General features: G+C 36.0%; 34 protein-coding genes and 1 pseudogene. 33 read left to right on the forward strand and 2 right to left on the reverse strand.

The features are described 5' to 3' along the window. Position 1: 1 nt before the first annotated feature. The 31 genes from rplW to ctlX all read left to right on the forward strand — a co-directional run bounded on the left by rplW (position 2) and on the right by ctlX (position 18,825). Entirely contained in the window at positions 2-292 is a 291-nt protein-coding gene (gene rplW, locus ACIEHO_RS06845) for a 50S ribosomal protein L23 (RefSeq protein ID WP_406970009.1), read from the forward strand. A 10-nt stretch (positions 293-302) separates the two neighbouring features. Further along, positions 303-1,130: a 50S ribosomal protein L2 gene (gene rplB, locus ACIEHO_RS06850; RefSeq protein ID WP_406970011.1), complete on the forward strand. Its 828-nt coding sequence runs from the start codon at positions 303-305 to the stop codon at positions 1,128-1,130. Between the two features lie 3 nt (positions 1,131-1,133). Then, on the forward strand, positions 1,134-1,412 hold the full coding sequence (gene rpsS, locus ACIEHO_RS06855; protein ID WP_013869040.1) for a 30S ribosomal protein S19: 279 nt from the start codon (positions 1,134-1,136) through the stop codon (positions 1,410-1,412). A 6-nt stretch (positions 1,413-1,418) separates the two neighbouring features. Next, positions 1,419-1,826, forward strand: coding sequence for a 50S ribosomal protein L22 (rplV, locus tag ACIEHO_RS06860; protein WP_406970014.1), 408 nt, complete (start codon positions 1,419-1,421; stop codon positions 1,824-1,826). Positions 1,827-1,833: 7 nt separating this feature from the next. Further along, positions 1,834-2,550 carry a 30S ribosomal protein S3 gene (rpsC, locus tag ACIEHO_RS06865; protein ID WP_406970016.1) on the forward strand — a complete coding sequence of 239 codons (717 nt, stop codon included), beginning with the start codon at positions 1,834-1,836 and terminating at the stop codon, positions 2,548-2,550. 21 nt (positions 2,551-2,571) lie between these two features. After that, entirely contained in the window at positions 2,572-2,991 is a 420-nt protein-coding gene (rplP, locus tag ACIEHO_RS06870) for a 50S ribosomal protein L16 (protein ID WP_406970018.1), read from the forward strand. Between the two features lie 13 nt (positions 2,992-3,004). Next, positions 3,005-3,196 carry a 50S ribosomal protein L29 gene (rpmC, locus tag ACIEHO_RS06875; protein ID WP_406970020.1) on the forward strand — a complete coding sequence of 64 codons (192 nt, stop codon included), beginning with the start codon at positions 3,005-3,007 and terminating at the stop codon, positions 3,194-3,196. 12 nt (positions 3,197-3,208) lie between these two features. Further along, positions 3,209-3,466 carry a 30S ribosomal protein S17 gene (rpsQ, locus tag ACIEHO_RS06880; RefSeq protein ID WP_139001948.1) on the forward strand — a complete coding sequence of 86 codons (258 nt, stop codon included), beginning with the start codon at positions 3,209-3,211 and terminating at the stop codon, positions 3,464-3,466. A 2-nt stretch (positions 3,467-3,468) separates the two neighbouring features. After that, positions 3,469-3,837 carry a 50S ribosomal protein L14 gene (gene rplN, locus ACIEHO_RS06885; protein WP_130937892.1) on the forward strand — a complete coding sequence of 123 codons (369 nt, stop codon included), beginning with the start codon at positions 3,469-3,471 and terminating at the stop codon, positions 3,835-3,837. Between the two features lie 14 nt (positions 3,838-3,851). Continuing rightward, on the forward strand, positions 3,852-4,163 hold the full coding sequence (rplX, locus tag ACIEHO_RS06890) for a 50S ribosomal protein L24 (protein ID WP_406970023.1): 312 nt from the start codon (positions 3,852-3,854) through the stop codon (positions 4,161-4,163). 2 nt (positions 4,164-4,165) lie between these two features. Then, positions 4,166-4,717 carry a 50S ribosomal protein L5 gene (rplE, locus tag ACIEHO_RS06895; RefSeq protein ID WP_406970025.1) on the forward strand — a complete coding sequence of 184 codons (552 nt, stop codon included), beginning with the start codon at positions 4,166-4,168 and terminating at the stop codon, positions 4,715-4,717. Positions 4,718-4,720: 3 nt separating this feature from the next. Further along, positions 4,721-4,990 carry a 30S ribosomal protein S14 gene (gene rpsN / locus ACIEHO_RS06900; protein WP_106687658.1) on the forward strand — a complete coding sequence of 90 codons (270 nt, stop codon included), beginning with the start codon at positions 4,721-4,723 and terminating at the stop codon, positions 4,988-4,990. Positions 4,991-5,058: 68 nt separating this feature from the next. Beyond that, on the forward strand, positions 5,059-5,457 hold the full coding sequence (rpsH, locus tag ACIEHO_RS06905) for a 30S ribosomal protein S8 (protein WP_406970028.1): 399 nt from the start codon (positions 5,059-5,061) through the stop codon (positions 5,455-5,457). A gap of 19 nt (positions 5,458-5,476) precedes the next feature. After that, entirely contained in the window at positions 5,477-6,019 is a 543-nt protein-coding gene (gene rplF / locus ACIEHO_RS06910; protein WP_406970030.1) for a 50S ribosomal protein L6, read from the forward strand. A 10-nt stretch (positions 6,020-6,029) separates the two neighbouring features. Continuing rightward, positions 6,030-6,386 carry a 50S ribosomal protein L18 gene (rplR, locus tag ACIEHO_RS06915; protein ID WP_406970032.1) on the forward strand — a complete coding sequence of 119 codons (357 nt, stop codon included), beginning with the start codon at positions 6,030-6,032 and terminating at the stop codon, positions 6,384-6,386. A gap of 6 nt (positions 6,387-6,392) precedes the next feature. Then, a complete protein-coding gene (rpsE, locus tag ACIEHO_RS06920) occupies positions 6,393-6,917 on the forward strand; it encodes a 30S ribosomal protein S5 (RefSeq protein WP_406970034.1) in 525 nt (174 codons plus the stop codon). Positions 6,918-6,928: 11 nt separating this feature from the next. Beyond that, positions 6,929-7,108, forward strand: a complete 180-nt coding sequence (gene rpmD, locus ACIEHO_RS06925) for a 50S ribosomal protein L30 (RefSeq protein WP_406970036.1) — start codon at positions 6,929-6,931, stop codon at positions 7,106-7,108. A gap of 15 nt (positions 7,109-7,123) precedes the next feature. Continuing rightward, positions 7,124-7,576, forward strand: coding sequence for a 50S ribosomal protein L15 (gene rplO, locus ACIEHO_RS06930; protein WP_406970038.1), 453 nt, complete (start codon positions 7,124-7,126; stop codon positions 7,574-7,576). A 14-nt stretch (positions 7,577-7,590) separates the two neighbouring features. Continuing rightward, a complete protein-coding gene (gene secY, locus ACIEHO_RS06935; RefSeq protein ID WP_406970040.1) occupies positions 7,591-8,946 on the forward strand; it encodes a preprotein translocase subunit SecY in 1,356 nt (451 codons plus the stop codon). 14 nt (positions 8,947-8,960) lie between these two features. Then, positions 8,961-9,176: a translation initiation factor IF-1 gene (gene infA, locus ACIEHO_RS06940; RefSeq protein WP_007094967.1), complete on the forward strand. Its 216-nt coding sequence runs from the start codon at positions 8,961-8,963 to the stop codon at positions 9,174-9,176. Between the two features lie 84 nt (positions 9,177-9,260). Next, entirely contained in the window at positions 9,261-9,377 is a 117-nt protein-coding gene (ykgO, locus tag ACIEHO_RS06945) for a type B 50S ribosomal protein L36 (RefSeq protein WP_013305171.1), read from the forward strand. Between the two features lie 2 nt (positions 9,378-9,379). Continuing rightward, entirely contained in the window at positions 9,380-9,754 is a 375-nt protein-coding gene (gene rpsM, locus ACIEHO_RS06950) for a 30S ribosomal protein S13 (protein WP_406970043.1), read from the forward strand. Positions 9,755-9,868: 114 nt separating this feature from the next. After that, positions 9,869-10,252: a 30S ribosomal protein S11 gene (gene rpsK, locus ACIEHO_RS06955; protein WP_406970045.1), complete on the forward strand. Its 384-nt coding sequence runs from the start codon at positions 9,869-9,871 to the stop codon at positions 10,250-10,252. Positions 10,253-10,424: 172 nt separating this feature from the next. Beyond that, complete coding sequence (rpsD, locus tag ACIEHO_RS06960; RefSeq protein WP_406970047.1) at positions 10,425-11,030, forward strand: 30S ribosomal protein S4; 606 nt, start codon at positions 10,425-10,427, stop codon at positions 11,028-11,030. A 95-nt stretch (positions 11,031-11,125) separates the two neighbouring features. Beyond that, positions 11,126-12,118 (forward strand): DNA-directed RNA polymerase subunit alpha, encoded by a 993-nt coding sequence (locus ACIEHO_RS06965; protein WP_167917005.1) that lies wholly within the window; start codon positions 11,126-11,128, stop codon positions 12,116-12,118. Positions 12,119-12,184: 66 nt separating this feature from the next. Beyond that, positions 12,185-12,655: a 50S ribosomal protein L17 gene (gene rplQ, locus ACIEHO_RS06970; RefSeq protein ID WP_406970050.1), complete on the forward strand. Its 471-nt coding sequence runs from the start codon at positions 12,185-12,187 to the stop codon at positions 12,653-12,655. An 85-nt stretch (positions 12,656-12,740) separates the two neighbouring features. Further along, the gene (gene carA, locus ACIEHO_RS06975) at positions 12,741-13,868 is read left to right on the forward strand and encodes a glutamine-hydrolyzing carbamoyl-phosphate synthase small subunit (protein WP_406970052.1); all 1,128 of its coding nucleotides are present in this window, start codon (positions 12,741-12,743) and stop codon (positions 13,866-13,868) included. A 135-nt stretch (positions 13,869-14,003) separates the two neighbouring features. Then, positions 14,004-15,296, forward strand: coding sequence for a phosphopyruvate hydratase (gene eno / locus ACIEHO_RS06980; protein WP_406970054.1), 1,293 nt, complete (start codon positions 14,004-14,006; stop codon positions 15,294-15,296). 171 nt (positions 15,297-15,467) lie between these two features. Continuing rightward, the gene (locus ACIEHO_RS06985) at positions 15,468-16,754 is read left to right on the forward strand and encodes a citrate synthase (protein WP_406970056.1); all 1,287 of its coding nucleotides are present in this window, start codon (positions 15,468-15,470) and stop codon (positions 16,752-16,754) included. Positions 16,755-16,825: 71 nt separating this feature from the next. Next, positions 16,826-17,740: a dimethylarginine dimethylaminohydrolase family protein gene (locus ACIEHO_RS06990; protein WP_406970058.1), complete on the forward strand. Its 915-nt coding sequence runs from the start codon at positions 16,826-16,828 to the stop codon at positions 17,738-17,740. A gap of 152 nt (positions 17,741-17,892) precedes the next feature. Further along, positions 17,893-18,825 carry a citrulline utilization hydrolase CtlX gene (ctlX, locus tag ACIEHO_RS06995; protein WP_406970060.1) on the forward strand — a complete coding sequence of 311 codons (933 nt, stop codon included), beginning with the start codon at positions 17,893-17,895 and terminating at the stop codon, positions 18,823-18,825. A 5-nt stretch (positions 18,826-18,830) separates the two neighbouring features. Here ctlX and ACIEHO_RS07000 read toward each other — a convergent pair whose 3' ends face one another. Continuing rightward, positions 18,831-20,894: a tetratricopeptide repeat-containing sensor histidine kinase gene (locus ACIEHO_RS07000; RefSeq protein ID WP_406970062.1), complete on the reverse strand. Its 2,064-nt coding sequence runs from the start codon at positions 20,892-20,894 to the stop codon at positions 18,831-18,833. Between the two features lie 503 nt (positions 20,895-21,397). Here ACIEHO_RS07000 and argS point away from each other — a divergent pair. Next, complete coding sequence (gene argS, locus ACIEHO_RS07005) at positions 21,398-23,182, forward strand: arginine--tRNA ligase (protein WP_406970064.1); 1,785 nt, start codon at positions 21,398-21,400, stop codon at positions 23,180-23,182. Positions 23,183-23,295: 113 nt separating this feature from the next. Next, a pseudogene (locus ACIEHO_RS07010) lies at positions 23,296-23,862 on the forward strand (transposase); the annotation flags it as partial. Positions 23,863-24,129: 267 nt separating this feature from the next. On the opposite strand, the gene ACIEHO_RS07015 reads toward ACIEHO_RS07010, so the two are convergent. After that, positions 24,130-24,777, reverse strand: coding sequence for a DUF4145 domain-containing protein (locus ACIEHO_RS07015; protein ID WP_406970068.1), 648 nt, complete (start codon positions 24,775-24,777; stop codon positions 24,130-24,132). Positions 24,778-24,823 lie beyond the last annotated feature (46 nt).

Here is a 24,823-nt window from a genome sequence, read left to right on the forward strand (position 1 = left end):
GATGAGTATCTTAATTAAACCTATAATCACAGAAAAAGCGACTGCAGATAGCGAGTTAAGAAACTGCTATACTTTCGCGGTGAACACAAAGGCGAACAAGGTAGAAATCAAGAAAGCGGTTGAGGCTGCTTATGGCGTTTCTGTTGAAAAAGTTCGTACTATAAATGTCCGTCCAGATAGAAGTACCCGTCACACAAAAACAGGTATTCAACATGGTAAAACAAATGCAGTTAAAAAAGCAATTGTACAACTGGCGGAAGGTGAAATGATTGATTTATACAGTAACATGTAATTAGACAAAAATGTCAGTAAGAAAATTAAAACCAATCACACCAGGACAGCGTTTTAGAGTAGTAAATGGGTATGACGCCATAACTACTGATAAGCCGGAAAAGAGCTTGCTCGTTCCGAACAAAAGGTCTGGTGGTAGAAACAGTCAAGGAAAAATGACCATGCGCTATATAGGTGGAGGTCATAAGAAGAAGTATCGTATTATCGATTTTAAAAGAGACAAAGCAGGAATCCCTGCCGAGGTTAAATCTATCGAGTACGATCCAAACAGAACAGCTTTTATCGCTTTGGTAAATTACCAAGATGGCGAAAAGAGATATGTTATTGCTCAAAACGGTTTACAAGTTGGGCAAAACATTGTATCTGGTAAAACAGGGGTTGCTCCAGAAATTGGAAATGCCATGCCATTAAGTGAAATTCCATTAGGAACTATTATTTCTTGTGTAGAGTTGCGTCCAGGACAAGGAGCTGTTATGGCTCGTAGTGCTGGAGCTTTTGCTCAATTAATGGCAAGAGATGGTAAGTTTGCTACAATAAAATTACCATCAGGTGAAACAAGATTGATTCTTGGAACTTGTATGGCAACTATTGGAGTGGTATCTAACTCAGATCACCAGTTATTAGTAGGTGGTAAAGCAGGTAGAACAAGATGGTTAGGTAGAAGACCAAGAACTAGACCAGTGGTAATGAACCCTATTGATCACCCAATGGGTGGTGGTGAAGGTAAATCTTCGGGAGGTCACCCACGCTCTAGAAACGGTATTCCAGCTAAAGGTTATAGAACACGTTCTAAAACAAAAGCAAGTAATAAATATATTGTAGAACGTAGAAAGAAATAAGACATGGCAAGATCATTAAAAAAAGGACCTTACGTTCATTATAAATTAGAAAGAAAGGTAGCTGCAAATGTTGAAGCTAACAAAAAAACTGTAATCAAAACTTGGTCTAGAGCCTCAATGATTACTCCAGATTTTGTTGGACAAACTATAGCAGTTCACAACGGCCGCCAATTTGTGCCAGTATATGTTACTGAAAACATGGTAGGTCATAAATTAGGAGAATTTTCACCAACACGTTCATTCCGTGGGCATGCAGGTGCTAAAAACAAAGGTAAAAAGTAGTAAGCTATGGGAAGTCGTAAAAAACAAATGGCAGACGCTATTAAGGAAGCAAAAAAGCAAGTGGCTTTTGCAAAACTTAATAATTGTCCTACGTCACCAAGAAAAATGCGCTTAGTAGCCGATTTAGTAAGAGGTGAAAAGGTAGAGAATGCACTTAATATCTTAAAGTTCAACAATAAGGAAGCATCTGGTCGTTTAGAGAAGTTGTTATTATCAGCTATCGCTAACTGGCAAGCTAAGAATGAAGATGCCGATGTTGAATCTGCAGAATTATTTGTAAAAGAGATTAAAGTGGATAGCGGATCTATGTTAAAAAGATTGCGTCCAGCACCCCAAGGTCGTGCACATAGAATTAGAAAACGTTCAAACCATGTAACATTAGTGGTTGGAGCTAACAATAACACACAAGCTTAATAAGAGTATGGGACAAAAGACAAATCCAATCGGAAATCGCTTAGGAATTATCAGAGGATGGGAATCTAACTGGTACGGAGGAAACGATTATGGTGACAAACTTGCCGAAGACGATAAGATTAGAAAATACGTTCACGCGCGTTTATCTAAAGCTAGTGTAAGTAGAGTAATTATTGAAAGAACTTTAAAACTTGTAACCGTTACTATCACAACGGCTCGTCCAGGTATCATTATTGGTAAAGGCGGTCAAGAGGTAGACAAGTTGAAAGAAGAGCTTAAGAAAATTACTGGAAAAGAAGTTCAGATCAACATTTTTGAAATTAAAAGACCTGAACTAGATGCATTTTTAGTAGCATCAAGTATTGCCCGTCAAATTGAGAATCGTATCTCTTACCGTCGTGCAATAAAAATGGCTATTGCTGCTACCATGAGAATGAATGCAGAAGGAATCAAAATCCAAATTAGTGGTCGTTTAAATGGAGCTGAAATGGCACGTAGCGAGCATTACAAAGAAGGACGTATTCCTTTATCAACCTTTAGAGCCGATATTGACTATGCTTTAGTTGAGGCACACACTACCTACGGTAGATTGGGTGTTAAAGTATGGATTATGAAAGGCGAAGTATACGGTAAAAGAGAGCTTTCTCCGCTTGTTGGGTTATCCAAAAAGCAAGGAAAAGGTGGAGCCGGACGTGGAAACAAAGGTCCTCGTCGTAGAAAGTAATTTTTTATAAAGTAAAGAAAAATGTTACAGCCAAAAAGAACAAAATTTCGTAAGCAGCAAAAAGGTCGCATGAAAGGTAATGCCGGAAGAGGGCATCAACTTTCAAGCGGAACTTTTGGAATAAAAGCACAAGACTCTGTATTTATTACATCTCGTCAAATAGAAGCAGCTCGTATCGCCGCTACACGTTACATGAAAAGAGAAGGTCAACTTTGGATTAAAATATTTCCAGACAAGCCTATCACTAAAAAACCTCTTGAAGTACGTATGGGTAAAGGTAAAGGTGCTGTTGAACTATGGGTAGCAGTTGTTAAACCTGGAAGGGTGCTTTTTGAAGTAGGTGGAGTGCCGTTAGACATTGCTAAAGAGGCATTGCGTCTTGCAGCACAAAAACTGCCAGTAAAAACTAAGTTTATAATTGCTCGAGATTACGAAGCATAATTTATTTGATATTATGAAACAATCAGAAATTAAAGAATTATCTGTAGCTGAGTTACAAGAAAAGCTTAGTGAAACTAAAAAGAGTTATGCTGATTTAAAATTAGCTCATGCAATTTCTCCTTTAGAAAACCCAATTCAACTGCGTAACGTAAAACGTAGCGTAGCCAGAATTGCGACTGAATTAACTAAAAGAGATTCACAATAATTCTGCTGAAAGATGGAAACAAGAAATTTAAGAAAAGAACGTATAGGAGTTGTTACAAGTAACAAGATGCAGAAATCTATTGTGGTTTCTGAGGTGAAAAAAGTAAAGCACCCTATGTATGGTAAGTTCGTGTTGAAAACAAAAAAATATGTTGCACACGACGAGCAAAATGACTGCAACGAAGGAGATACTGTAAGAATCATGGAAACACGACCTTTAAGTAAATCTAAATGTTGGAGATTAGTTGAAATAATTGAAAGAGCTAAGTAATTATGGTACAACAAGAATCAAGACTTAAAGTAGCAGACAACACTGGAGCAAAAGAAGTATTAACAATACGTGTTCTAGGTGGGACTAAAAGAAGATACGCTTCTGTAGGAGACAAAATAGTAGTTTCTGTAAAAGACGCAACACCTAATGGAAACATTAAAAAAGGTGCTGTTTCTACTGCAGTAGTAGTACGTACCGTAAAAGAAGTGCGACGTCCAGACGGATCTTATATTAGATTTGACGACAATGCCTGTGTATTATTGAACCCTACTGGTGAGATGAGAGGTACTCGTGTATTTGGCCCTGTTGCTAGAGAGCTTCGTGATAAACAATTCATGAAGATTGTATCATTGGCACCAGAGGTGCTTTAATGCAAAATATTAAGATGGGAAAGCTTAAAATAAAAACTGGAGATACCGTAAAAGTAATTGCTGGAGACCATAAAGGAGCCGAAGGTAAAGTACAAAAGGTATTGATAGAAAAGAACAAAGCGATCGTTGAAGGCGTAAACTTGGTAAAGAAACATACTAAACCAAGCGCACAAAACCCTCAAGGCGGAATCGTAGAGAAAGAAGCAGCTATTCACATTTCTAACTTATCGTTGTTAACCTCAAAAGGAGAAACAACTCGAGTAGGATACAGAATGGAAGGCGATAATAAAGTAAGATTTTCTAAAAAATCTAATGAAGTAATATAGTTATGGCATATTCACCAAGACTTAAAGAAGAGTATAAAAGCAGGGTAATTGCAGCTCTTACAGACGAATTCGGATATAATAATGTAATGCAAGTTCCTAAACTAGAAAAGATAGTTTTATCTAGAGGTGTAGGTGCTGCAGTAGCAGATAAAAAGTTAATTGACCACGCTGTTGATGAATTAACAACTATATCCGGGCAAAAAGCCGTAGCAACGATTTCTAAAAAAGACGTTGCATCTTTTAAATTACGTAAAGGAATGCCAATTGGCGCCAAAGTAACTTTACGTGGTGAAAGAATGTATGAGTTTTTAGATCGTTTAGTAACTTCTGCACTTCCACGTGTAAGAGACTTTAATGGAATAAGAGCTACAGGATTTGATGGACGAGGTAATTACAACCTAGGTGTTACCGAGCAAATCATCTTTCCAGAAATTAACATTGATAAAGTGAACAAAATTTCTGGTATGGATATTACATTTGTAACGTCTGCTGAAACTGATAAAGAAGCAAAATCATTATTAACCGAATTAGGATTACCTTTTCAAAAGAACTAAGATATGGCTAAAGAATCAATGAAAGCCCGTGAGGTAAAAAGAGCGAAAACAGTAGCGAAGTATGCTGCAAAACGTAAAGCTTTAAAAGAAGCTGGAGATTACGAAGCACTACAAAAGCTGCCAAAAAACGCATCTCCTATTCGTCAGCATAATAGATGTAAATTAACAGGAAGACCTAAAGGTTATATGAGAACATTTGGAATTTCTCGTGTAATGTTCAGAGAAATGGCCAACCAAGGGCTTATTCCTGGAGTAAAGAAAGCAAGTTGGTAATATTATTTAAATAATCGGGTTTAAGGTTCGAAATAGTTCGAAAACCAAGACCACAAAATCAATTCATTATGTACTCAGATCCAATTGCGGATTATTTAACAAGAATTAGAAATGCAGTGCGTGCTAACCACAGAGTGGTTGAGATACCTGCTTCTAATTTAAAAAAGGACATTACTAAAATATTATTCGATCAAGGATATATATTAAGTTACAAATTTGATGATTCTACTGTACAAGGTACTATTAAAATAGCCCTTAAGTACAACAAAGAAACTAAAGAACCAGTAATTAAAAAACTTCAAAGAATTAGTACTCCAGGTTTACGTAAGTATGCAGGTGCTAATGATTTACCTAGAATCCTTAACGGTCTTGGTGTTGCTATTGTTTCAACTTCACATGGAGTTATGACAGGTAAACAAGCCCAAAGAGACAATGTAGGTGGTGAAGTTTTATGTTACGTATACTAATTTTTAATACCGAAAAGAAATGTCAAGAATAGGAAATAATCCAGTAGCCATTCCAGAAGGTGTAACAGTAGACGTTAAAGATAACGTAGTAACTGTAAAAGGAAAATTAGGCGAGTTAACACAAAATTACGATTCTGTTGAAATAAAAGTAGAGGATAGTAATGTGTTAGTAACACGTTCATCTGATGCTAAAGATCAGAAAGCTAAGCATGGTCTTTACCGATCATTGATGCTTAACATGATTGAAGGTGTTTCAAAGGGTTGGACAAAGGAACTAGAATTGGTAGGTGTAGGTTATAGAGCATCTAACCAAGGACAAAAATTAGATTTAGCATTAGGTTTTTCACATAACATCGTTCTTAATTTAGCTCCAGAAGTTAAAGTGGAAACAATTTCTGAAAAAGGTAAAAACCCTATCGTTAAACTAACTTCTCATGATAAACAATTAGTTGGTCAAGTAGCAGCGAAGATTCGTGGTTTTAGAAAGCCTGAGCCTTACAAAGGAAAAGGAATCAAGTTTGTTGGTGAAGAAATAAGAAGAAAAGCAGGTAAATCAGCTTAATAATTAAGTTATGGCATTGACAAAGAACGAAAGAAGACTAAGAATAAAAAACAGAATCCGTAAGGTTGTTTCTGGTACAGAAGCAAGACCAAGATTGGCTGTTTATAGAAGTAATAAAGAAATTTATGCTCAATTGGTAGATGATATAACTGGTAACACAATCAGTTCAGCATCTTCAAGAGATAAAGATATTAGTTCTGCGAAAGCAACTAAAGCTGAAGTGGCTAAATTAGTAGGTAAATCACTTGCTGAAAAAGCGTTAAAAGCTGGGGTAGAAACTGTTTCTTTTGATAGAGGCGGTTACTTATACCACGGTAGAGTTAAACAATTAGCTGAAGGAGCTAGAGAAGGCGGACTAAAATTCTAAGATATTATGTTTCAAAAATATAAAAGTGCAGAGTTAGTAAAACCAGGTGGATTAGATCTTAAAGATCGTTTAGTTGGTGTACAAAGGGTTACAAAAGTAACTAAAGGTGGTAGAGCATTTGGTTTTTCAGCAATAGTAGTTGTTGGTGATGAAGCTGGTGTTGTAGGCCAAGGTTTAGGAAAATCTAAAGACGTTGCTAGCGCTATTGCAAAGGCCGTTGAAGATGCTAAGAAAAACTTGGTTAGAATTCCAATTATCAAAGGAACTTTACCACACGAACAAAAAGGTAAATACGGTGGAGCTAGAGTAAATATTATTCCTGCTGCTCCTGGTACAGGTGTAATTGCTGGTGGTGCTGTAAGAACAGTATTAGAGGCAGTTGGTGTACACGATGTATTATCAAAATCTCAAGGGTCATCAAACCCTCATAACGTTGTAAAAGCAACTTTTGATGCTTTGTTACAATTAAGAGACGCTAATGCTATCGCAAAAGACAGAGGTATTTCACTTGAAAAAGTTTTTAACGCTTAATACAGACAGAAATGGCAAAGATTAAAGTAACAAAAGTTAAAAGCGCTATCAATCGTACGCAAAGACAAAAAAGAATTTTAGAATCCTTAGGTCTTAGAAAGATTGGTCAAGTAAAAGAGCACGATGCTACACCAAACATTCTTGGTATGGTAGCTAAAGTTTCACACTTAGTTTCTGTAGAAGAAGCTTAAAAATATAAACTGAAAATGGATTTAAGTAATTTAAAACCTGCAGAAGGTTCAGTAAAAAGCCAAGGAAAAAGAATAGGAAGAGGGCAAGGTTCTGGTAAAGGTGGTACCGCTACACGTGGACACAAAGGGGCTAAGTCGCGTTCTGGTTATTCTAAGAAATTAGGATTTGAAGGAGGGCAAATGCCACTTCAAAGACGTGTTCCTAAATTTGGTTTCACTAACATTAACCGCGTGGAGTATCAAGGCATCAATTTAGATACTTTGCAACAATTGGTTGATGATAAAAAGATAGAAGGTACAGTTGATTTTGAAACATTGTTCTCTAAAGGCTTGGTTGGTAAAAACGACCTAGTAAAAATATTAGGTAGAGGAGAGCTAAAAGCAAAATTAAAAGTATCTGCACATAAGTTTACTGCTTCGGCAAAAGCTGCGATTGAAGCTGCTGGAGGAGAAGCTGTAACTATATAAGACTTGTTATAAGTATGAAATTTATAGAATCAATAAAAAATGTTTGGAAAATAGAAGAACTAAGAAACAGAATCATTGTGACTTTGAGTCTGTTGTTAGTTTATCGTTTTGGGGCGCAAGTGGTTTTACCTGGTATTGATGCCGCTCAATTAGGTGGTTTGGCCGACAAGACCGACAGTGGCTTGTTAGGACTGTTAAACGCTTTTACGGGTGGAGCATTCGCTAACGCTTCGGTATTTGCACTTGGCATCATGCCTTACATTTCTGCTTCTATTGTTGTACAGTTAATGGGTATTGCTATTCCTTACTTGCAGAAACTTCAAAAAGAAGGCGCAAGTGGACAAAAGAAGATAACTCAAATTACTCGTTGGTTAACCATAGCTATCTGTTTGGTTCAAGCACCAGGATATTTGGCAAGTTTACCAGCTTTGGGTATTCCAACAAGTGCCTTTTTATTAGGAACAGGGCCTTTATTTTATTTTTCTTCAGTTACCATTTTGGTAACAGGCTGTATCTTTGCGATGTGGTTAGGAGAAAAAATCACCGACAAAGGTATTGGTAATGGTATTTCCTTATTAATTATGGTAGGTATTATAGCTACGTTGCCTCAAGCGTTTTTACAAAATGCAGCTACTAGATTAGAAGGTGGAGGTAACGGTGGATTAATGATGGTACTTATTGAGTTTGTTATTTGGTTTGTCATCATTTTGGCTTCTATCATGTTAGTTATGGGAGTAAGAAAGATTGCAGTACAGTATGCAAGAAGAACGGCTAGTGGTGGTTATGAAAAAAGTGCTGCTGCAGGTTCAAGACAATACATTCCTTTAAAGCTTAATGCTTCTGGGGTGATGCCAATTATATTTGCGCAGGCTATTATGTTTGTACCAGGTTTAATAGGGGGTTCGTCTTTCTTGAAAGAAACAGCAACAGGTACTTGGTTGCAAACTAATTTTTCGGATATTTTCGGGTTGGTTTACAACATAACATTTGCTTTGTTGATTATTGTATTCACCTATTTTTACACGGCTATTACAGTGCCTACAAATAAAATGGCTGACGATTTAAAGCGTAGTGGTGGTTTTATTCCAGGTATCCGTCCAGGTTCTGAAACCTCTGAGTATTTAGATAAGATAATGTCTCAAATAACCTTACCAGGTTCTATATTTTTAGCACTTATTGCAGTATTCCCTGCATTTATTGTTAAGCTAATGGGGGTACAGCAAGGTTGGGCTTTATTTTTCGGAGGAACCTCACTATTAATCATGGTGGGTGTTGCAATAGATACTATGCAGCAAATAAACTCTTATTTGTTGAACAGACACTATGATGGTTTGATGAAGACAGGTAAGAATAGAAAAGCAGTAGCTTAATATATTATTATACTATGGCAAAACAAGCAGCAATAGAGCAAGACGGAACAATTATAGAGGCATTATCAAATGCTATGTTTCGTGTTGAATTGGAAAACGGTCACATCGTGACTGCCCATATTTCTGGTAAAATGCGTATGCATTACATTAAGTTGTTACCAGGAGATAAAGTAAAATTAGAAATGAGTCCTTACGATTTAACTAAGGCTCGAATAACTTATAGATACTAAAAGTTCCAAGTTTAAAGTTCAAAGTTTAAAGTGTTTTAGCCTTGAATTTTGAATCTTGAACTACGAATTTTAAATTTAATTAAGATGAAAGTAAGAGCATCAGTAAAAAAAAGAAGCGCAGATTGCAAAATTGTGCGTAGAAAAGGAAGACTTTACGTCATTAACAAAAAGAATCCTAGATTTAAACAAAGACAAGGGTAATTATGGCAAGAATTGCAGGTGTAGACATACCAAAAAACAAAAGAGGAGTTATTGCTTTAACTTATATCTATGGAATAGGTAGAAGCAGAGCCAAAGACATTTTAGCAGAAGCTAAAGTTGATGAAAGTACAAAAGTTCAAGACTGGACCGATGACCAAATTAGTGGTGTTCGTGAGGCAGTTGGAGCTTTCACTATTGAAGGTGAACTACGTTCTGAAACACAATTGAACATTAAGCGATTAATGGATATTGGTTGTTACAGAGGTATTCGTCATAGAGCAGGTCTTCCGTTAAGAGGGCAACGTACTAAAAACAACTCTAGAACCAGAAAAGGTAGAAGAAAAACTGTTGCTAACAAGAAAAAAGCAACTAAATAATAATTAATAAAACAGTCATTAGTCATTAGTATTTGGACGTTAGAAGAATCTGTTTGAAATGTAAAAGTTTAGGATTCCAATAACTAAAAACTAGCAACTAAAAACTAAAAGAATATGGCAAAAGCAAGCACAAAAAAACGTAAAGTTATTGTTGATTCTGTAGGTGAAGCTCACGTTACAGCATCATTCAACAACATTATTATTTCACTTACCAACAAAAACGGAGATGTAATTTCTTGGTCATCAGCTGGTAAAATGGGATTTAGAGGTTCAAAGAAAAACACGCCTTACGCTGCTCAATTAGCTGCTGAAGATGCTGCAGGAGTAGCACAAGAAGCTGGTTTGAAAAAAGTGAAAGTTTACGTAAAAGGACCTGGAAATGGTAGAGAATCTGCTATCCGTTCAATCCACAATGCTGGTATTGAAGTAACCGAAATTATCGATGTTACTCCACTACCTCATAACGGTTGTCGTCCGCCAAAAAGACGTAGAGTTTAAAAGATGCATTTACTGAAATGAATATCAATTGTTTTTACAATTGATATTCATTTTTTATACGTACATTTGCAGACTGAAAAAAATAAATAACAAGTATAACCGAGAGTACTGCGATTATCGAAGGATAAGATTAAGACCTTAATTCATAATCACTCTCAAAATAAATTCAAAAATGGCAAGATATACTGGTCCTAAAACTAAAATAGCTCGTAAGTTTGGCGAAGCTATCTTCGGAGACGATAAGTCTTTCGAAAAAAGAAATTACCCTCCTGGACAACACGGAAATAACAGACGTCGTGGGAAAAAATCTGAATACGCAATCCAATTACAGGAAAAACAAAAAGCTAAATATACCTATGGTATTTTAGAGCGTCAATTTAGAGGATTGTTTAAAAAAGCAAGAGCTGCACAAGGAATTACTGGTGAAGTGCTGTTACAATTATGCGAATCTAGATTAGATAATGTTGTTTTCAGAATGGGAATTGCTCCTACACGAAGCGCCGGAAGACAGTTGGTTTCTCACAGACACATTACTGTAAATGGCGAGTTGGTAAACATTCCATCTTACCAATTAAAAGCTGGTGACGTTGTAGCTGTAAGAGAAAAATCAAAATCGCTTGAAGCTATTGAAAAATCACTTTCAAATTCAAGCCACGTTTACGAGTGGATTACTTGGAACAATGCAACCAAACAGGGAACATATGTTTCTGTACCGGCTAGAATTCAGATACCTGAAAACATAAACGAGCAATTCATCGTCGAATTATACTCTAAATAATAAATTAATCATATTGGTATTTGGCCAAAGGGTTTATTAGTCTTCTTCAAACTTATAAACCGCGCAACTAAATAACAATTAAAACGAAGAAAAAAATGGCAGTATTTAATTTCCAAAAGCCCGACAAAGTAATCATGATTGATTCTACTGATTTCGAAGGAAAATTCGAATTCAGGCCCCTAGAACCTGGTTATGGATTAACAGTTGGTAACGCTTTAAGAAGAGTTTTATTATCTTCTTTAGAAGGATTTGCAATTACATCAGTTAGAATAGAAGGTGTTGATCATGAGTTTTCAGCGATTGCTGGTGTGGTTGAAGATGTAACAGAAATCATCTTAAACTTAAAACAAATTCGTTTTAAAAGACAGATTGAAGATATTGATAACGAGTCAATTTCAATTTCAATTTCTGGTCAAGAGCGCATTACAGCGGGCGATTTCCAAAAATTTATCTCAGGATTTCAAGTATTAAATACAGAATTAGTAATCTGTAACCTAGATCCTAAAGTAAATTTGAACATGGAAATTACCATTGAAAAAGGTAGAGGTTATGTGCCTGCAGAGGAAAACAAAAAAGCATCTGCACCAATTGGCACTATTTTTACTGATTCAATTTACACGCCTATAAAAAACGTTAAGTATAGTATTGAAAACTATCGGGTAGAGCAAAAAACCGATTATGAAAAATTGGTTTTTGAAATCATCACAGACGGTTCAATTACGCCACAAGACGCTTTAACCGAAGCAGCAAAAACATTAATTCACCACTTCATGTTATTCTCTGATGAGCGTATCACTTTAGAGGCTGATGAAATTGCACAAACGGAGACTTATGATGAAGAATCACTTCACATGCGTCAGTTGCTTAAAACGAAGTTGATTGATATGGACCTTTCAGTTCGTGCACTTAACTGTTTAAAAGCTGCAGAAGTAGATACTTTAGGAGACTTGGTATCATTCAACAAAAATGATTTAATGAAATTCAGAAACTTTGGTAAAAAATCTTTAACTGAGCTTGAAGAGCTGGTAAACGTTAAAGGTTTAAACTTCGGAATGGATTTAAGCAAATATAAATTAGATAAAGATTAATTCTAACTCTCTTATAGTTTGCTCCTTGAAAAAGTAGTAGCAAGATAAGGGTTTAAAACAAATGTCATGAGACACGGAAAAAAATTCAACCACTTAGGCAGAAAAACTGCTCACAGAAAATCAATGTTGGCTAATATGGCTTGTTCTTTAATAGAGCACAAGCGCATCAACACTACGGTTGCCAAAGCAAAAGCTTTAAAGCAATTTGTTGAGCCCATGATTACAAAGTCTAAAGAAGACACTACTCACAACAGACGTATTGTAATGGCTAAACTTAGACAAAAAGATGCAGTTACTGAGTTGTTTAGAGAAGTAGCTACAAAAATAGCTGATAGACCTGGTGGTTACACAAGAATCATCAAACTAGGAAATCGTTTAGGTGATAATGCCGATATGGCTATGATTGAGCTTGTAGATTACAACGAAATTTACAACGCAGAAAAAGCCAAGAAGAAAACAACTAGAAGAAGTAGAAGAGGTGGTTCTAAGCCAGCTGCTGCTCCAGTTGAAACTCAAGCGACAAACGAAGAAGAATAAATGTTAATAAGCATTTAAAATATAAGGGATAAACTATTTTAGTTTATCCTTTTTTTTGTGCAATTTTGTAAAACTTTTCAAATTTATGAAATATCAAAAAAGACAAAAAGCCATCGTACTTCTAGCTGATGGCACAATTTTTTACGGTAAGGCAGTAGGTAACAAACAAGGTACTTCGTTTGGTGAAGTGTGTTTTAATACTGGAATGACCGGATATCAAGAGATTTTTACCGACCCATCGTATTATGGGCAACTTATGGTAGCAACTAATGCGCATATTGGTAATTATGGAACCAATGTAGATGAAGTAGAATCTGATTCTGTAAAAATAGCCGGATTGATTGTTAAGAATTTCAGTTACGATTATTCAAGACATGCTGCTGACGATTCATTGGAGAATTTCTTGAATGAAAATAACCTTTTGGCCATTTCAGATGTAGATACCAGAGCTTTGGTTAGTTATATCAGAGAACACGGAGCTATGAACGCTGTCATTTCAACTGAAGTTGATGATGTTGAAGGTCTTAAAAAGCAGTTGGCAGAAGTGCCCAATATGGAAGGCTTGGAATTGGCTTCACAAGTATCAACCAAAGAGCCTTATTATTTTGGTGATGAAAACGCCACCTTAAGAGTAGCAGCTCTAGACATTGGTATAAAAAAGAACATTTTAAGAAACATAGCCAATAGAGACGCTTACATTAAGGTGTTTCCATACAATGCTAAATTTGAAGATTTAGAAGCATTTAATCCAGATGGATACTTCTTATCCAACGGTCCTGGTGATCCAGAACCTTTAATTGAAGCGCAAGCTGTTGCCAAAGAAATTATTAATAGAGACTTACCTTTATTTGGTATTTGTTTGGGGCACCAAGTTATTGCACTAGCAAATGGAGCAACAACGTATAAGATGTACAACGGCCACAGAGGTATTAACCACCCAGTTAAAAACTTAATAACAGGAAAAGGTGAAATCACTTCTCAAAATCATGGATTTGCTGTAAATAGAGAATCGGTTGAAGGTAATCCAGATTTAGAAGTAACCCATGTACATTTAAATGATGACACGGTAGCAGGTTTGGCCATGAAAAACAAAAATGTGTTTTCGGTTCAGTATCATCCAGAGGCTAGTCCTGGGCCACATGATTCGTCTTATCTTTTCGATCAATTTATTGAAAATATTAAAAAGCAAAAGTTAAGCGCTAGTCAGGTGTAGATGGTTAGTTTTAAAGATAGTAGTTACTAAAACGTTATAGCCGTTTTTGTGATAAATTCTTTAAAAACATCTAAAATTAAACGAGATTTAAATGTAAATTTGAAGCAACAAAATAGAATATAAAACAAACCAATTATGAGTATAATAATTAACGTTCATGCTAGACAAATTCTAGATTCGAGAGGAAACCCTACAGTTGAAGTAGATGTAGTAACAGAAAATAACATATTAGGTAGAGCTGCTGTGCCGTCAGGAGCATCAACTGGAGAGCACGAAGCTGTTGAATTGCGCGATGGTGGCAATACCTACATGGGCAAAGGTGTATTAAAAGCTGTAGAAAACGTAAATACCGTAATTGCTGAAGAATTAATAGGATTCTCTGTATTTGAACAAAACCTAATTGATAAGGTAATGATTGATTTGGATGGTACTCCAAATAAATCAAAATTAGGTGCCAATGCTATTTTAGGAGTGTCGTTAGCAGTTGCCAAAGCAGCAGCCAACGAACTTAATATGCCATTGTACAGATATGTTGGTGGGGTTTCTGCTAATACGCTTCCGGTTCCAATGATGAACATTATCAACGGAGGTTCGCATAGTGATGCACCGATTGCTTTTCAAGAGTTTATGATTATGCCTGTAAAAGCTAAAAACTTTACACACGCCATGCAAATGGGAACCGAAATTTTCCATAATCTTAAAAAAGTATTGCACGATAGAAATTTAAGTACAGCTGTTGGAGATGAAGGTGGATTTGCTCCAAACTTAGAAGGAGGTACTGAGGATGCTTTAGATACGATTGCAAAAGCAGTTGAAAATGCTGGATATAAATTTGGAGACGAAGTTAAGATAGCTTTAGATTGTGCTTCGGCTGAATTTTTTGTAGATGGGAAATACGATTATAAGAAGTTTGAAGGCGATACTGGCGTTATAAGAACAAGCAAAGAACAAGCTGAATATTTAGCAGAATTAGTTTCAAAATATCCTATCATCTCCATTGAAGATGGAATGGACGAAAACGACTGGGAAGGTTGGAGTTATTTAACCGAATTGGTTGGAGATAAAGTGCAATTGGTAGGAGACGATTTATTCGTAACAAACGTAGAACGTTTATCAAGAGGTATTGAAAATGGAATTGCAAACTCAATCCTTATTAAAGTTAATCAAATTGGTTCATTAACTGAAACTATTGCAGCAGTAAACATGGCTAAGAATGCTGGATATACATCTGTAATGTCTCACCGTTCTGGTGAAACTGAAGATAATACTATTGCCGATTTAGCTGTGGCACTTAATTGTGGACAAATAAAAACGGGTTCTGCTTCACGTAGTGACCGTATGGCAAAATACAATCAGCTTCTTCGTATCGAAGAAGAATTGGGAGACGTTGCTTATTTTCCACAGGAAAAGGCTTTCAAAGTGAAATAATTCTCATTGAAAATTTTTAACAAAAGCGATTATTTTTTAATAATCGCTTTTTTTTTGTCAATAATTTTAATAATATGTTAATCGATTAAATGAATCGAAATAATTCTTAAAAAATAAGGGGATATTTCGTAAATTAGCGTTCTTCTAAACAAAAAAAACTCACTTAAACGAATGGCAAATACAGCTAGTATAGAAATAGACGGGAAAAAATATGAATTCCCTTTAGTAAAAGGGACAGAAAATGAAGTTGCAATTGATATTACTAAACTTAGAAGCGCAACAGGTGGTGTAATTACTATAGATCCAGGATATAAGAACACAGGGTCTTGTGAAAGTGCCATTACGTTTTTGGATGGCGAAAAAGGAGTTTTAAGATACCGCGGATATTCTATTGAAGAATTGGCTGAAAAAGCAGATTTTTTAGAGGTGGCATACCTTTTGATTTTTGGAGAATTGCCTACAAAAGAGCAGAATGATAAATTTCATGATGATATAAAGGCAGAAGCCGTAGTCGATGAAGATGTAAAGAAAATTGTTGATGCCTTCCCAAAAGTGGCACATCCAATGGGCGTTATTTCATCTCTAACTAGTGCTTTAACTGCATTTAACCCTTCTTCAGTTAATGTAGATTCTGAAGAGGAAATGTATAAATCGGTTGTAAGACTATTGGGTAAATTCCCTGTTTTAGTTGCATGGACTTTTAGAAAAAAAGTAGGCAGGCCATTAAACTATGGGGATGATACCATAGGTTATGTTGAGAACATCTTAAAAATGATGTTTAAAAAACCAAATGGCGAATACGAACAAAATAAGGTGCTGATAAATGCTTTGGATAAGCTTTTAATTTTACATGCCGATCACGAGCAAAACTGTTCAACATCTACCGTTAGAATTGCTGGTTCGTCACATGTTGGATTATTTGCATCCATTTCTGCTGGTGTTTCAGCGCTTTGGGGACCACTCCACGGTGGAGCAAATCAAGCGGTTTTAGAAATGCTTGAAGCCATAAGGGCTGATGGTGGCGATACTAAAAAGTATATGGCCAAAGCTAAAGATAAAAACGATCCATTCCGTTTAATGGGCTTCGGTCACCGCGTGTATAAAAACTTCGATCCACGTGCCAAGATTATTAAAAAGGCAGCAGATGAAGTATTGAGCGATTTAGGTGTTGAAGATCCTATTTTGGATATAGCCAAAGGTCTTGAAAAGGAAGCTTTAGAAGACCAGTATTTTGTTGACAGAAAGCTATATCCAAATGTAGATTTCTATTCAGGAATTATTTATCGAGCAATGGGCATACCAACCGATATGTTTACTGTAATGTTTGCATTAGGTCGCTTGCCTGGTTGGATTGCACAATGGAGAGAAATGCGTTTACGAAAAGAGCCTATTGGACGACCAAGACAAATTTACATTGGTGCAACCGAAAGAAAATTTTTGCCAATCGAGGAAAGGTAGAAACATTTTTTCGTTTTAAAATAAACAAGGCTCCGTAAATATTAATTACGGAGCTTTTTTATATTTACAACATGATAGAACTCAATGTTAAAGACGAAATTTCGCGGTTGCGTGCTGTTGTTTTAGGAACCGCAAAAAGTAATGGGCCAATACCAAAAGTAGAGGAGTGTTACGACCCTAAGAGCATTGAGCATGTTGTGGCAGGAACTTATCCCAAAGAAACTGACATGATTCGCGAAATGGATTATGTAGCTAAAGTTTTTGAGAAATATAACGTACAGGTCTTTAGACCCGAGGTTATTAAAGATTGCAACCAAATTTTTACTCGCGACATTGCTTTTGTTATCGAAGATAAAATTATCCGATCTAACATTTTACCTAATAGAGAAAAGGAAGTTGAGGCCATTAGATATGTTTGGAATCAAATAGACCGTTCAAAAAGAATCCTTCTGCCTGATGAATGTCATGTTGAAGGAGGCGATGTTATCCCTTGGAATGACTATGTTTTTATAGGAACGTACTCGGGCGAAGATTATCCGCAATTAATTACTGCACGCACCAACATGGATGCTGTAATTGCCGTTCAAGAATTATTCCCTGATAAAACTGTAAAATCTTTTGAACTGAGAAAATCTAACACCAACGCGAAAGAAAACGCATTGCATCTCGACTGTTGCTTTCAACCATTAGGTAAGGGTAAGGCCATTATCCATAAAAACGGATTTATGGTTGAAAAAGAATATAATTGGTTGGTCGATTTTTTTGGCAAAGAGAACATTTTTGAAATCACCAAAGATGAAATGTACGAGATGTACAGTAATATTTTTTCCATTTCAGAAGAAGTCGTTATTTCAGAGCAGAACTTTACCCGTTTAAATACTTGGTTGCGTCAACAAGGTTTTACTGTTGAAGAAGTGCCATATGCCGAAATTGGGAAGCAAGAAGGGTTACTACGATGCACTACATTGCCTTTGGTGCGTGACTGATTTTTTTCTATAAGGTTTTATTTTGACCTTATAGGTGTTCAAATTAACCACAACAACCCTGCAAGGTTATCTAAACATTGCCTTACTATTATTTATTAATTGAGCACAGGTTATTTAATTAATCCTACTTTTGTAATACTCAAGTAAAAAACATGCAACAATCCACAAATACCATATTGATGGTTCGCCCTGTTAATTTTAGGATGAATGAGCAAACAGCTGTAAATAACTACTATCAAGAGCAAGCAGAGGAATTGCCCAATGCCACCAGCACAAAGGCGCAAGATGAATTTGATGCTTTTGTTGAAAAGTTGGAGGCCATTGGTGTAAATGTAATTGTGATTAATGATAGAGAGGAAACTGATACACCAGACGCTGTTTTTCCTAACAACTGGGTGTCTTTTCATGAAAATGGTGATGTTGGTTTATACCCCATGTTTGCCGAAAATAGAAGGTTGGAAAGGCGAGAAGATATTTTACAAACTATCGAAGAAAAAGGTTTTGTCATTAATCATGTAATAGATTATACAAGTGCAGAAGAAGACGGTGTTTTTCTTGAAGGAACCGGAAGTGTAGTTTTAGACCGTGTAAACAGAAAAGCCTACTGCGCCCTATCTCCACGTGCCGATGAAGATTTGTTCATTGAGTTTTGTGAAGACTTTGAATATACACCAGTAATTTTTGTCGCCAAACAAACCGTTAATGGGCAGCGGAAGCCTATTTATCATACAAACGTGATGATGAGCGTGGCTGAGACGTTCGCCGTAATATGTTTAAGTAGTATTGATGACAAAAAAGAACGTAAAAATGTGATTAAAAATTTACGTGAAGATAGTAAGGAGATTATTGATATTGCAGAAAGTCAGCTAGAACACTTTGCTGGAAACATGCTTCAAGTAAAAGGCAATGACGATGCGTCATTTTTAATAATGAGTGAATCTGCATTTAATGTTTTGACTCATGAACAGAAAGAAGCAATAAATAAACATACTAAAATCGTTTACAGTTCATTGGAGACCATTGAATCTTGTGGAGGTGGTAGCGCTCGTTGTATGATGGCCGAGGTGTTTTTGCCTAGAGCCTAGTTTTTCTATTCGACTGGAATAGATTTTGGCAACTGAACATAAAAGGTGCTACCAACGCCTTGGGTGCTTTCTACCCAAATTTTACCATTATTCAGTTCTACTAATTCTTTACAAATAGACAACCCCAAACCAGTTCCTTTTTCGTTAGCGGTTCCCATGGTCGTAAATGAGCTGCTTTTAAATAACTTCTCTAAATTCTGTTTAGAAATACCGACTCCGGTATCCGCAACACTAATTATACAGCTACCATTACTAATATGATTTGACACAGTTATGGTATCGCCACGATTACAGAATTTTAAGGCATTGGCCAATAAATTTTGGATAACAATTTCAATCATGCTTCTGTCGGCATAGGCAAAATCACGTAAAGAATGGTCTACTAACTCGATTCCCTTATTTTCCATACGGGGCTCAATAAGTTTTACCTTGTCCTCAAAAATTTCTTGAATATCAAACAAACTTGGTTTAGGTTCTAAACTTTGCATTTGCGATTTGGACCAGTTAAGTAGGTTGAACAATAAAAGAGTTGCATTATTGGCATTTTCACTTAACTCAGGAATTAAATTATCGAACTCTTCCCGCGATAGCGAACCATCTTTAAGCAAGTCAATAAAACCATTTATGGATGATAATGAATCTTTTAAATCATGTGATACTATGGAGAACAGCTTGTCTTTAACATTATTAATGTTTTCCAGATGCGTGGTTTGTTCTTTGAAGGCTTCATTCTGTAATTCAATTTTCATGTTTTTTTCTTCCAGCTCCTGCATATACTTAATATTACTGTTGCGTCTTAAGTATAATAGCACTAAGAAAGCAGAAACAATGGCTATAGCAGCCAACAAACCATATAAAATCAGCTTAAATTTTCCTAATTGATTTTCAGGTTTTGCAGTATCAACTAAGGTCTGTTTGGTATCACTAGCAGCTTTCGTTTCAGTATCCTCTAAATTAAAATTAAGCCCTTCGTGCTTGGCCGTTGGCTGATAAACTTTAACTTCATTGTTTTTCAGTTCATTATTCAGTTCGTAATATTCACGCTGCCAAACAAAAGCCCTATCAAAATACCTTCTTGTCGAATCGAGTGTTTTAAGTAGTTTGTAATGCTTTAGTAGCTCAATCTTATTATCGAGGGCTTTGGCTAATTCTCCTGCTTCCAATAATTGTTTTTCTGCAGTTTTTAATCGGTCTTGTCTAATATTTAAATCTCCTAAATTGTTCAGTGTCAAAAGCATGCCCAATTTGGTCTCGTTACGGTGGTTTATGTTGTAACCTTGAACTAGGTATTTCGAGGCGTTACCGTAATCATTAAATTTAAGGTACTCACCACCTAATTTGGGGAGAACAATACTGCGTAGCGAGTCGTTTTGAATATCACTGTCCTTTAGTACTTTTTGATAATAGTCAATGGCTTTCCTGTGTTCTTTTTTATTGGAGTAAAGTTCTGCCAATTTTAAATTCGATTCATTAATGCCTTTATAATCGTTTAAGATGGTTTGCTTTTCTAATGCTTTTAGGTAAAATTCGGTTGCCTTATCGAATGCATTAATATTGTAATAAGCTTTAGCCAAATTGCTATAGGCCAAGTTGAGGTCTTTATTCAGATTACGTTTTTCTAATTCGTTTATGGCTGAAAGCGAAAACTCCAAACCTTTTGAATAATTCCCTCTTTTTATTTCAATGAGGCCAATACTATTGTTGACTTTTGCAATCCCTAATGTGTCTTTTAGCTGTTTAAATAGCGTCTTGGCTTTATTGTATCCACTAATCGCATTTATATAGTCACCTTTGCGGGAATAAATTAAAGATTTGTAATAAGTAATTTCAGCAATACCTTCAGTGTAATCTAAGCTGCGAGAAAGTTTTTCACTTTCAATAATGTACTTTATAGCGCGGTTGTAGTCTTTTTCATTATATAGCGAGCGGATAAGTTTTAGTGAAGTGTCTACTTTTAAGGAGTCTTGATCTTGAAAAGCCAATTCAATAGCCAAACTATCTATATCATTGGTTTGCGAAAAACCTGAAGATATAGATAACAGTATCAAAAAAGTAATTATTCTCCTCATTATAGCGTTTAGATCACAACGGAATAAAGCCACTCTTAAAGGTGTCTTAAATTTGAGGGAAAATAAGAAAGCTCTACTAAGCTGTAATTGTTTGTTAGTTAATTATTAATCCAATTAAATTGGATTAATACCATTACTACACAAAAGTGATAAAAAAGAGGGTCTATATTATAATTTCTGCGTCTTAATACCAATAAATTAGATGAAATGACACACGAAAAAACCGTAAAAAATCGACGAATAGATAAAAGGCAAAAAACATAGAAAAAAAGCATACACGCCAATAAAATGCATGCATTTTCTTTTATTGTTGCTAAAGTGTTTTAATGGGTTGAAAATGGATGTTTGTATGTTTTATGCGGTTTTGATTTCAGAAACACTAGGTTTGAAAAAAATTGAATACTCGATATCTTTTAAAGAAAGACTGCATAGAGATCTCTTGAAAAATCCGTCCAAATCTTGACTTAAAAAGTCTATCTTTGCACACTTATAAAATGAGTAAAATGAGTCTGCAAAAATCCCTTACAATCGACGTAAAACAAGCAGTAAAATCCAATTATAATGTGCAATTGGAAAGCATAGAATTTCAAGCCACCAGAAAGGAATTTGCCGGCGATATTACTGTGGTGGTCTTTCCTATGTTACGTTTTGTAAAAGGAAACCCGGCACAAATTGGTGAAACTATTGGTAACTTTTTGGTTGAAAATTCAGAATACGTTAAGGGGTTTAACGTGGTAAAGGGTTTTTTAAATGTTATAATTAGCGACTCGTATTATATTGATTTTTTTAATGGTATTAAGGGTGATAATACTTACGGTTTGCAGGAACCCAACAAAAATGACAAAGCCATAATGGTGGAATACTCTTCGCCAAATACTAACAAACCTTTGCATTTAGGTCATATTCGTAACAACTTATTGGGCTACAGCGTTGCTGAAATTTTAAAGGCTTCAGGTAAAAAAGTATACAAAACCCAAATCATTAACGACCGGGGCATCCATATTTGTAAAAGCATGTTGGCTTGGAAGCTTTTTGGGAATAGCGAAACGCCAGAAAGTACGGGTTTAAAGGGTGATAAATTAGTCGGTAATTATTATGTAAAATTCGATCAAGAATATAAAAAGGAAATTCAGGATTTAGTAGCCAACGGAAGTTCGGAAGAAGACGCTAAAAAAAATGCACCCATTTTAATTGAAGCCCAAAACATGCTGCGGAAATGGGAAGCTGGTAATAAAGAAACTGTTGCCCTTTGGGAAAAAATGAACGGTTGGGTTTATGACGGATTTGACATAAGCTACAAAAATCTGGGTGTTGATTTTGATGTTTTGTATTATGAAAGTAATACGTATTTATTAGGCAAGGAGTTTGTTGCCGAAGGATTAAAATCGGGCGTGTTTCAAAAAGAGGAAGATGGTTCGGTGTGGTGCGATTTAACCGATGAGGGACTTGATAAAAAAATTGTGCAACGTGCTGATGGCACTGCAGTTTATATGACCCAAGATATTGGTACGGCCATACAGCGTATTAAAGATTTTCCAGACGTGGGGGGAATGGTTTACACAGTGGGTAATGAGCAAGATTATCATTTTCAAGTGTTGTTTTTAATTCTGAAAAAATTAGGATTCGATTGGGCCAAAAACCTCTACCACTTAAGTTACGGTATGGTGGATTTGCCCAGTGGAAAAATGAAAAGTCGTGAAGGAACCGTGGTTGATGCCGATGATTTAATTGACGATATGGCTAAAACCGCTGAAGAGATTTCCGAAGAATTGGGGAAACTCGATGGCTATTCGGAAGAAGAAAAACAGGAACTATATAAAATTATCGGTTTGGGCGCTTTGAAATATTACATCTTAAAAGTAGATCCTAAAAAGCGAATCTTATTCGACCCAAAAGAATCTATAGATTTTCAAGGAAATACTGGGCCTTTTATCCAATATACTTATGCGCGAATCCAGTCTATTTTACGTAAAGCTAACTTAAGTAATGCAGACTCCCTAAATGTATCAGAAGTGTCTCTGCACGCCAAAGAACGCGAACTCATCAAGCAAATTCAGTTGTTCCCCGAAGTGGTGCAAAACGCGGCCGATAACCACAGTCCGGCATTAATTGCTAATTACACTTATGATTTGGTAAAAGAGTTTAACTCTTTTTATCAAAATGTATCGATTTTAGGAGCGGATTCTGAAACTGAAAAAGTATTTCGTGTACAACTTTCAAACACAGTAGCTAATACGATTAAAAATTCATTTGGGCTTTTAGGGATTCAGGTGCCGGAGCGGATGTAGGGTTTTGGTAGGCTTGTCTCTAACCATAGCGAGTTATGCATTGTCCCTGTTGCACAACCTTTCAAATATAGTTTAAAATTTCAATTTTTGCATGAAACTTCTTATTTTTAAGAATGCAAGGCAAAAAACAATACCAAGAGAAACTGTTCAATAGTTTTCAGTTAAGTGACCGTGTACCGGAGTACAATTTCTATCGTCGCTTAAAAGATGTTTTACATTTAGATTTTCTATACCAGAAAACCAAAGACTTCTATGGTAGCAGTGGTCAAAAGAGTATCGATCCCGTGGTGTTCTTTAAACTATGTCTGGTAGGGTATTTAGAAAACATCACCAGTGACCGTAAGCTTATTGAACATTGTAGCATGCGATTGGACATTCTATACTTTTTAGGTTACGATATTGACGAGGAACTGCCGTGGCATTCAACCATTAGCCGTACGCGGGGACTGTTTCCTGGGTCAGTTTTTGAAGCGGTGTTTACCAGGGTATTTGAGATGTGCGTATCGGCAGGTATGGTCAGTGGCCACACCCAGGCCATCGATAGCGCCCCTGTAAAGGCCAATGCATCGATGGACAGTTTGGAACTCAAAGTACCAGAAGCCGATTTAGACAGGCATCTACGAGAGATATGCCATATAAGTAAAGGGGACCAAGACAGACCACTGCGTCAGGCCAATAAGTGCATGCAGCTATCTGCTATTGCATACAACCTTAAAAAGTACCTGAAATTTGTAGAAAAACACAGTAAAAGCGGAGCGGCAAGCCTGCCTGCGCTTTTATCTCGTGTTCTAGCAGTAGTAAGGCTAATATTAAGCCCGTATGACCGACTTAGATTTAGCTTTTAAATCATGATGGTATAAAACAAACGCCCTTAAAATGGGCGTTTTGTATCATGATTTTGTAAAATTATGGGCTTGTGCAACGGTTACCATTGTTGTGAGCTGGCATTATTTTCCATCTCTTTTATTTATAGCTTCTTTTAAATTGTCGGGAACAGTTTCATCATAAAATTTGTCGATTTCATTTGGTTGGGTTATCATTACGTCAGCTATAATATTTACGAATGCAAATAATTTTCTTGCTGTTTCAATATCATCTTTCAGGTCGATAACTCCAGGATGAACTGCATTATTTCCTACAACTCTCACAGAGTCTAAAGCTTTCTGCATTTTTGAGGGAAGTCCTTTCGCTACTAAATTTCCAATATCGGTATTAATATTTTTTCCCGGTTCTCCTAAATGGACACAAAGTTTTTGTATCGCAAGTCTTAAAAGTGCTACTGCTCCACGAGGTGATAATTCTATAATGTTCCTTGCTTCTGTGTAATCATCTTTGATGTCATCAGGTAAGTCAGGGTTCGGAAGTGGTGCAGTTCCGCTGTATGGATAAATCATTTTTGCTTCTATCCAAAAGGAATGTTGTCCACAATGGTCACATTCCGAAATATTATTATTATCGATTGTTCCTTTTAAAGAAATTCCATTATGATTTCTAGTACTTTTTGTGGTTAGAAACCAATGCTGTTTTGCATACGCTCCACATAATGGACAATTGTATGCGGATTCGCCAAATTTCGGATATTTAATATTTGTCATAAATGTTCGTTTTTCCCTGCTTGCTCACAACGTTGTTGTGTATGGT

The sequence above is a fragment of the Flavisericum labens genome (genome assembly GCF_045446075.1).
Classification (GTDB): Bacteria; Bacteroidota; Bacteroidia; order Flavobacteriales; family Flavobacteriaceae; genus Flavisericum; species Flavisericum labens.

Excerpts from the sequence above, each read along its gene's own strand:
- rplW (WP_406970009.1), top strand. The coding sequence starts at position 2 with ATGAGTATCTTAATTAAACCTATAATCACAGAAAAAGCGACTGCAGAT.
- rplB (WP_406970011.1), top strand. The coding sequence starts at position 303 with ATGTCAGTAAGAAAATTAAAACCAATCACACCAGGACAGCGTTTTAGA.
- rpsS (WP_013869040.1), top strand. The coding sequence starts at position 1,134 with ATGGCAAGATCATTAAAAAAAGGACCTTACGTTCATTATAAATTAGAA.
- rplV (WP_406970014.1), top strand. The coding sequence starts at position 1,419 with ATGGGAAGTCGTAAAAAACAAATGGCAGACGCTATTAAGGAAGCAAAA.
- rpsC (WP_406970016.1), top strand. The coding sequence starts at position 1,834 with ATGGGACAAAAGACAAATCCAATCGGAAATCGCTTAGGAATTATCAGA.
- rplP (WP_406970018.1), top strand. The coding sequence starts at position 2,572 with ATGTTACAGCCAAAAAGAACAAAATTTCGTAAGCAGCAAAAAGGTCGC.
- rpmC (WP_406970020.1), top strand. The coding sequence starts at position 3,005 with ATGAAACAATCAGAAATTAAAGAATTATCTGTAGCTGAGTTACAAGAA.
- rpsQ (WP_139001948.1), top strand. The coding sequence starts at position 3,209 with ATGGAAACAAGAAATTTAAGAAAAGAACGTATAGGAGTTGTTACAAGT.
- rplN (WP_130937892.1), top strand. The coding sequence starts at position 3,469 with ATGGTACAACAAGAATCAAGACTTAAAGTAGCAGACAACACTGGAGCA.
- rplX (WP_406970023.1), top strand. The coding sequence starts at position 3,852 with ATGGGAAAGCTTAAAATAAAAACTGGAGATACCGTAAAAGTAATTGCT.
- rplE (WP_406970025.1), top strand. The coding sequence starts at position 4,166 with ATGGCATATTCACCAAGACTTAAAGAAGAGTATAAAAGCAGGGTAATT.
- rpsN (WP_106687658.1), top strand. The coding sequence starts at position 4,721 with ATGGCTAAAGAATCAATGAAAGCCCGTGAGGTAAAAAGAGCGAAAACA.
- rpsH (WP_406970028.1), top strand. The coding sequence starts at position 5,059 with ATGTACTCAGATCCAATTGCGGATTATTTAACAAGAATTAGAAATGCA.
- rplF (WP_406970030.1), top strand. The coding sequence starts at position 5,477 with ATGTCAAGAATAGGAAATAATCCAGTAGCCATTCCAGAAGGTGTAACA.
- rplR (WP_406970032.1), top strand. The coding sequence starts at position 6,030 with ATGGCATTGACAAAGAACGAAAGAAGACTAAGAATAAAAAACAGAATC.
- rpsE (WP_406970034.1), top strand. The coding sequence starts at position 6,393 with ATGTTTCAAAAATATAAAAGTGCAGAGTTAGTAAAACCAGGTGGATTA.
- rpmD (WP_406970036.1), top strand. The coding sequence starts at position 6,929 with ATGGCAAAGATTAAAGTAACAAAAGTTAAAAGCGCTATCAATCGTACG.
- rplO (WP_406970038.1), top strand. The coding sequence starts at position 7,124 with ATGGATTTAAGTAATTTAAAACCTGCAGAAGGTTCAGTAAAAAGCCAA.
- secY (WP_406970040.1), top strand. The coding sequence starts at position 7,591 with ATGAAATTTATAGAATCAATAAAAAATGTTTGGAAAATAGAAGAACTA.
- infA (WP_007094967.1), top strand. The coding sequence starts at position 8,961 with ATGGCAAAACAAGCAGCAATAGAGCAAGACGGAACAATTATAGAGGCA.
- ykgO (WP_013305171.1), top strand. The coding sequence starts at position 9,261 with ATGAAAGTAAGAGCATCAGTAAAAAAAAGAAGCGCAGATTGCAAAATT.
- rpsM (WP_406970043.1), top strand. The coding sequence starts at position 9,380 with ATGGCAAGAATTGCAGGTGTAGACATACCAAAAAACAAAAGAGGAGTT.
- rpsK (WP_406970045.1), top strand. The coding sequence starts at position 9,869 with ATGGCAAAAGCAAGCACAAAAAAACGTAAAGTTATTGTTGATTCTGTA.
- rpsD (WP_406970047.1), top strand. The coding sequence starts at position 10,425 with ATGGCAAGATATACTGGTCCTAAAACTAAAATAGCTCGTAAGTTTGGC.
- ACIEHO_RS06965 (WP_167917005.1), top strand. The coding sequence starts at position 11,126 with ATGGCAGTATTTAATTTCCAAAAGCCCGACAAAGTAATCATGATTGAT.
- rplQ (WP_406970050.1), top strand. The coding sequence starts at position 12,185 with ATGAGACACGGAAAAAAATTCAACCACTTAGGCAGAAAAACTGCTCAC.
- carA (WP_406970052.1), top strand. The coding sequence starts at position 12,741 with ATGAAATATCAAAAAAGACAAAAAGCCATCGTACTTCTAGCTGATGGC.
- eno (WP_406970054.1), top strand. The coding sequence starts at position 14,004 with ATGAGTATAATAATTAACGTTCATGCTAGACAAATTCTAGATTCGAGA.
- ACIEHO_RS06985 (WP_406970056.1), top strand. The coding sequence starts at position 15,468 with ATGGCAAATACAGCTAGTATAGAAATAGACGGGAAAAAATATGAATTC.
- ACIEHO_RS06990 (WP_406970058.1), top strand. The coding sequence starts at position 16,826 with ATGATAGAACTCAATGTTAAAGACGAAATTTCGCGGTTGCGTGCTGTT.
- ctlX (WP_406970060.1), top strand. The coding sequence starts at position 17,893 with ATGCAACAATCCACAAATACCATATTGATGGTTCGCCCTGTTAATTTT.
- ACIEHO_RS07000 (WP_406970062.1), bottom strand. The coding sequence starts at position 20,894 with ATGAGGAGAATAATTACTTTTTTGATACTGTTATCTATATCTTCAGGT.
- argS (WP_406970064.1), top strand. The coding sequence starts at position 21,398 with ATGAGTCTGCAAAAATCCCTTACAATCGACGTAAAACAAGCAGTAAAA.
- ACIEHO_RS07015 (WP_406970068.1), bottom strand. The coding sequence starts at position 24,777 with ATGACAAATATTAAATATCCGAAATTTGGCGAATCCGCATACAATTGT.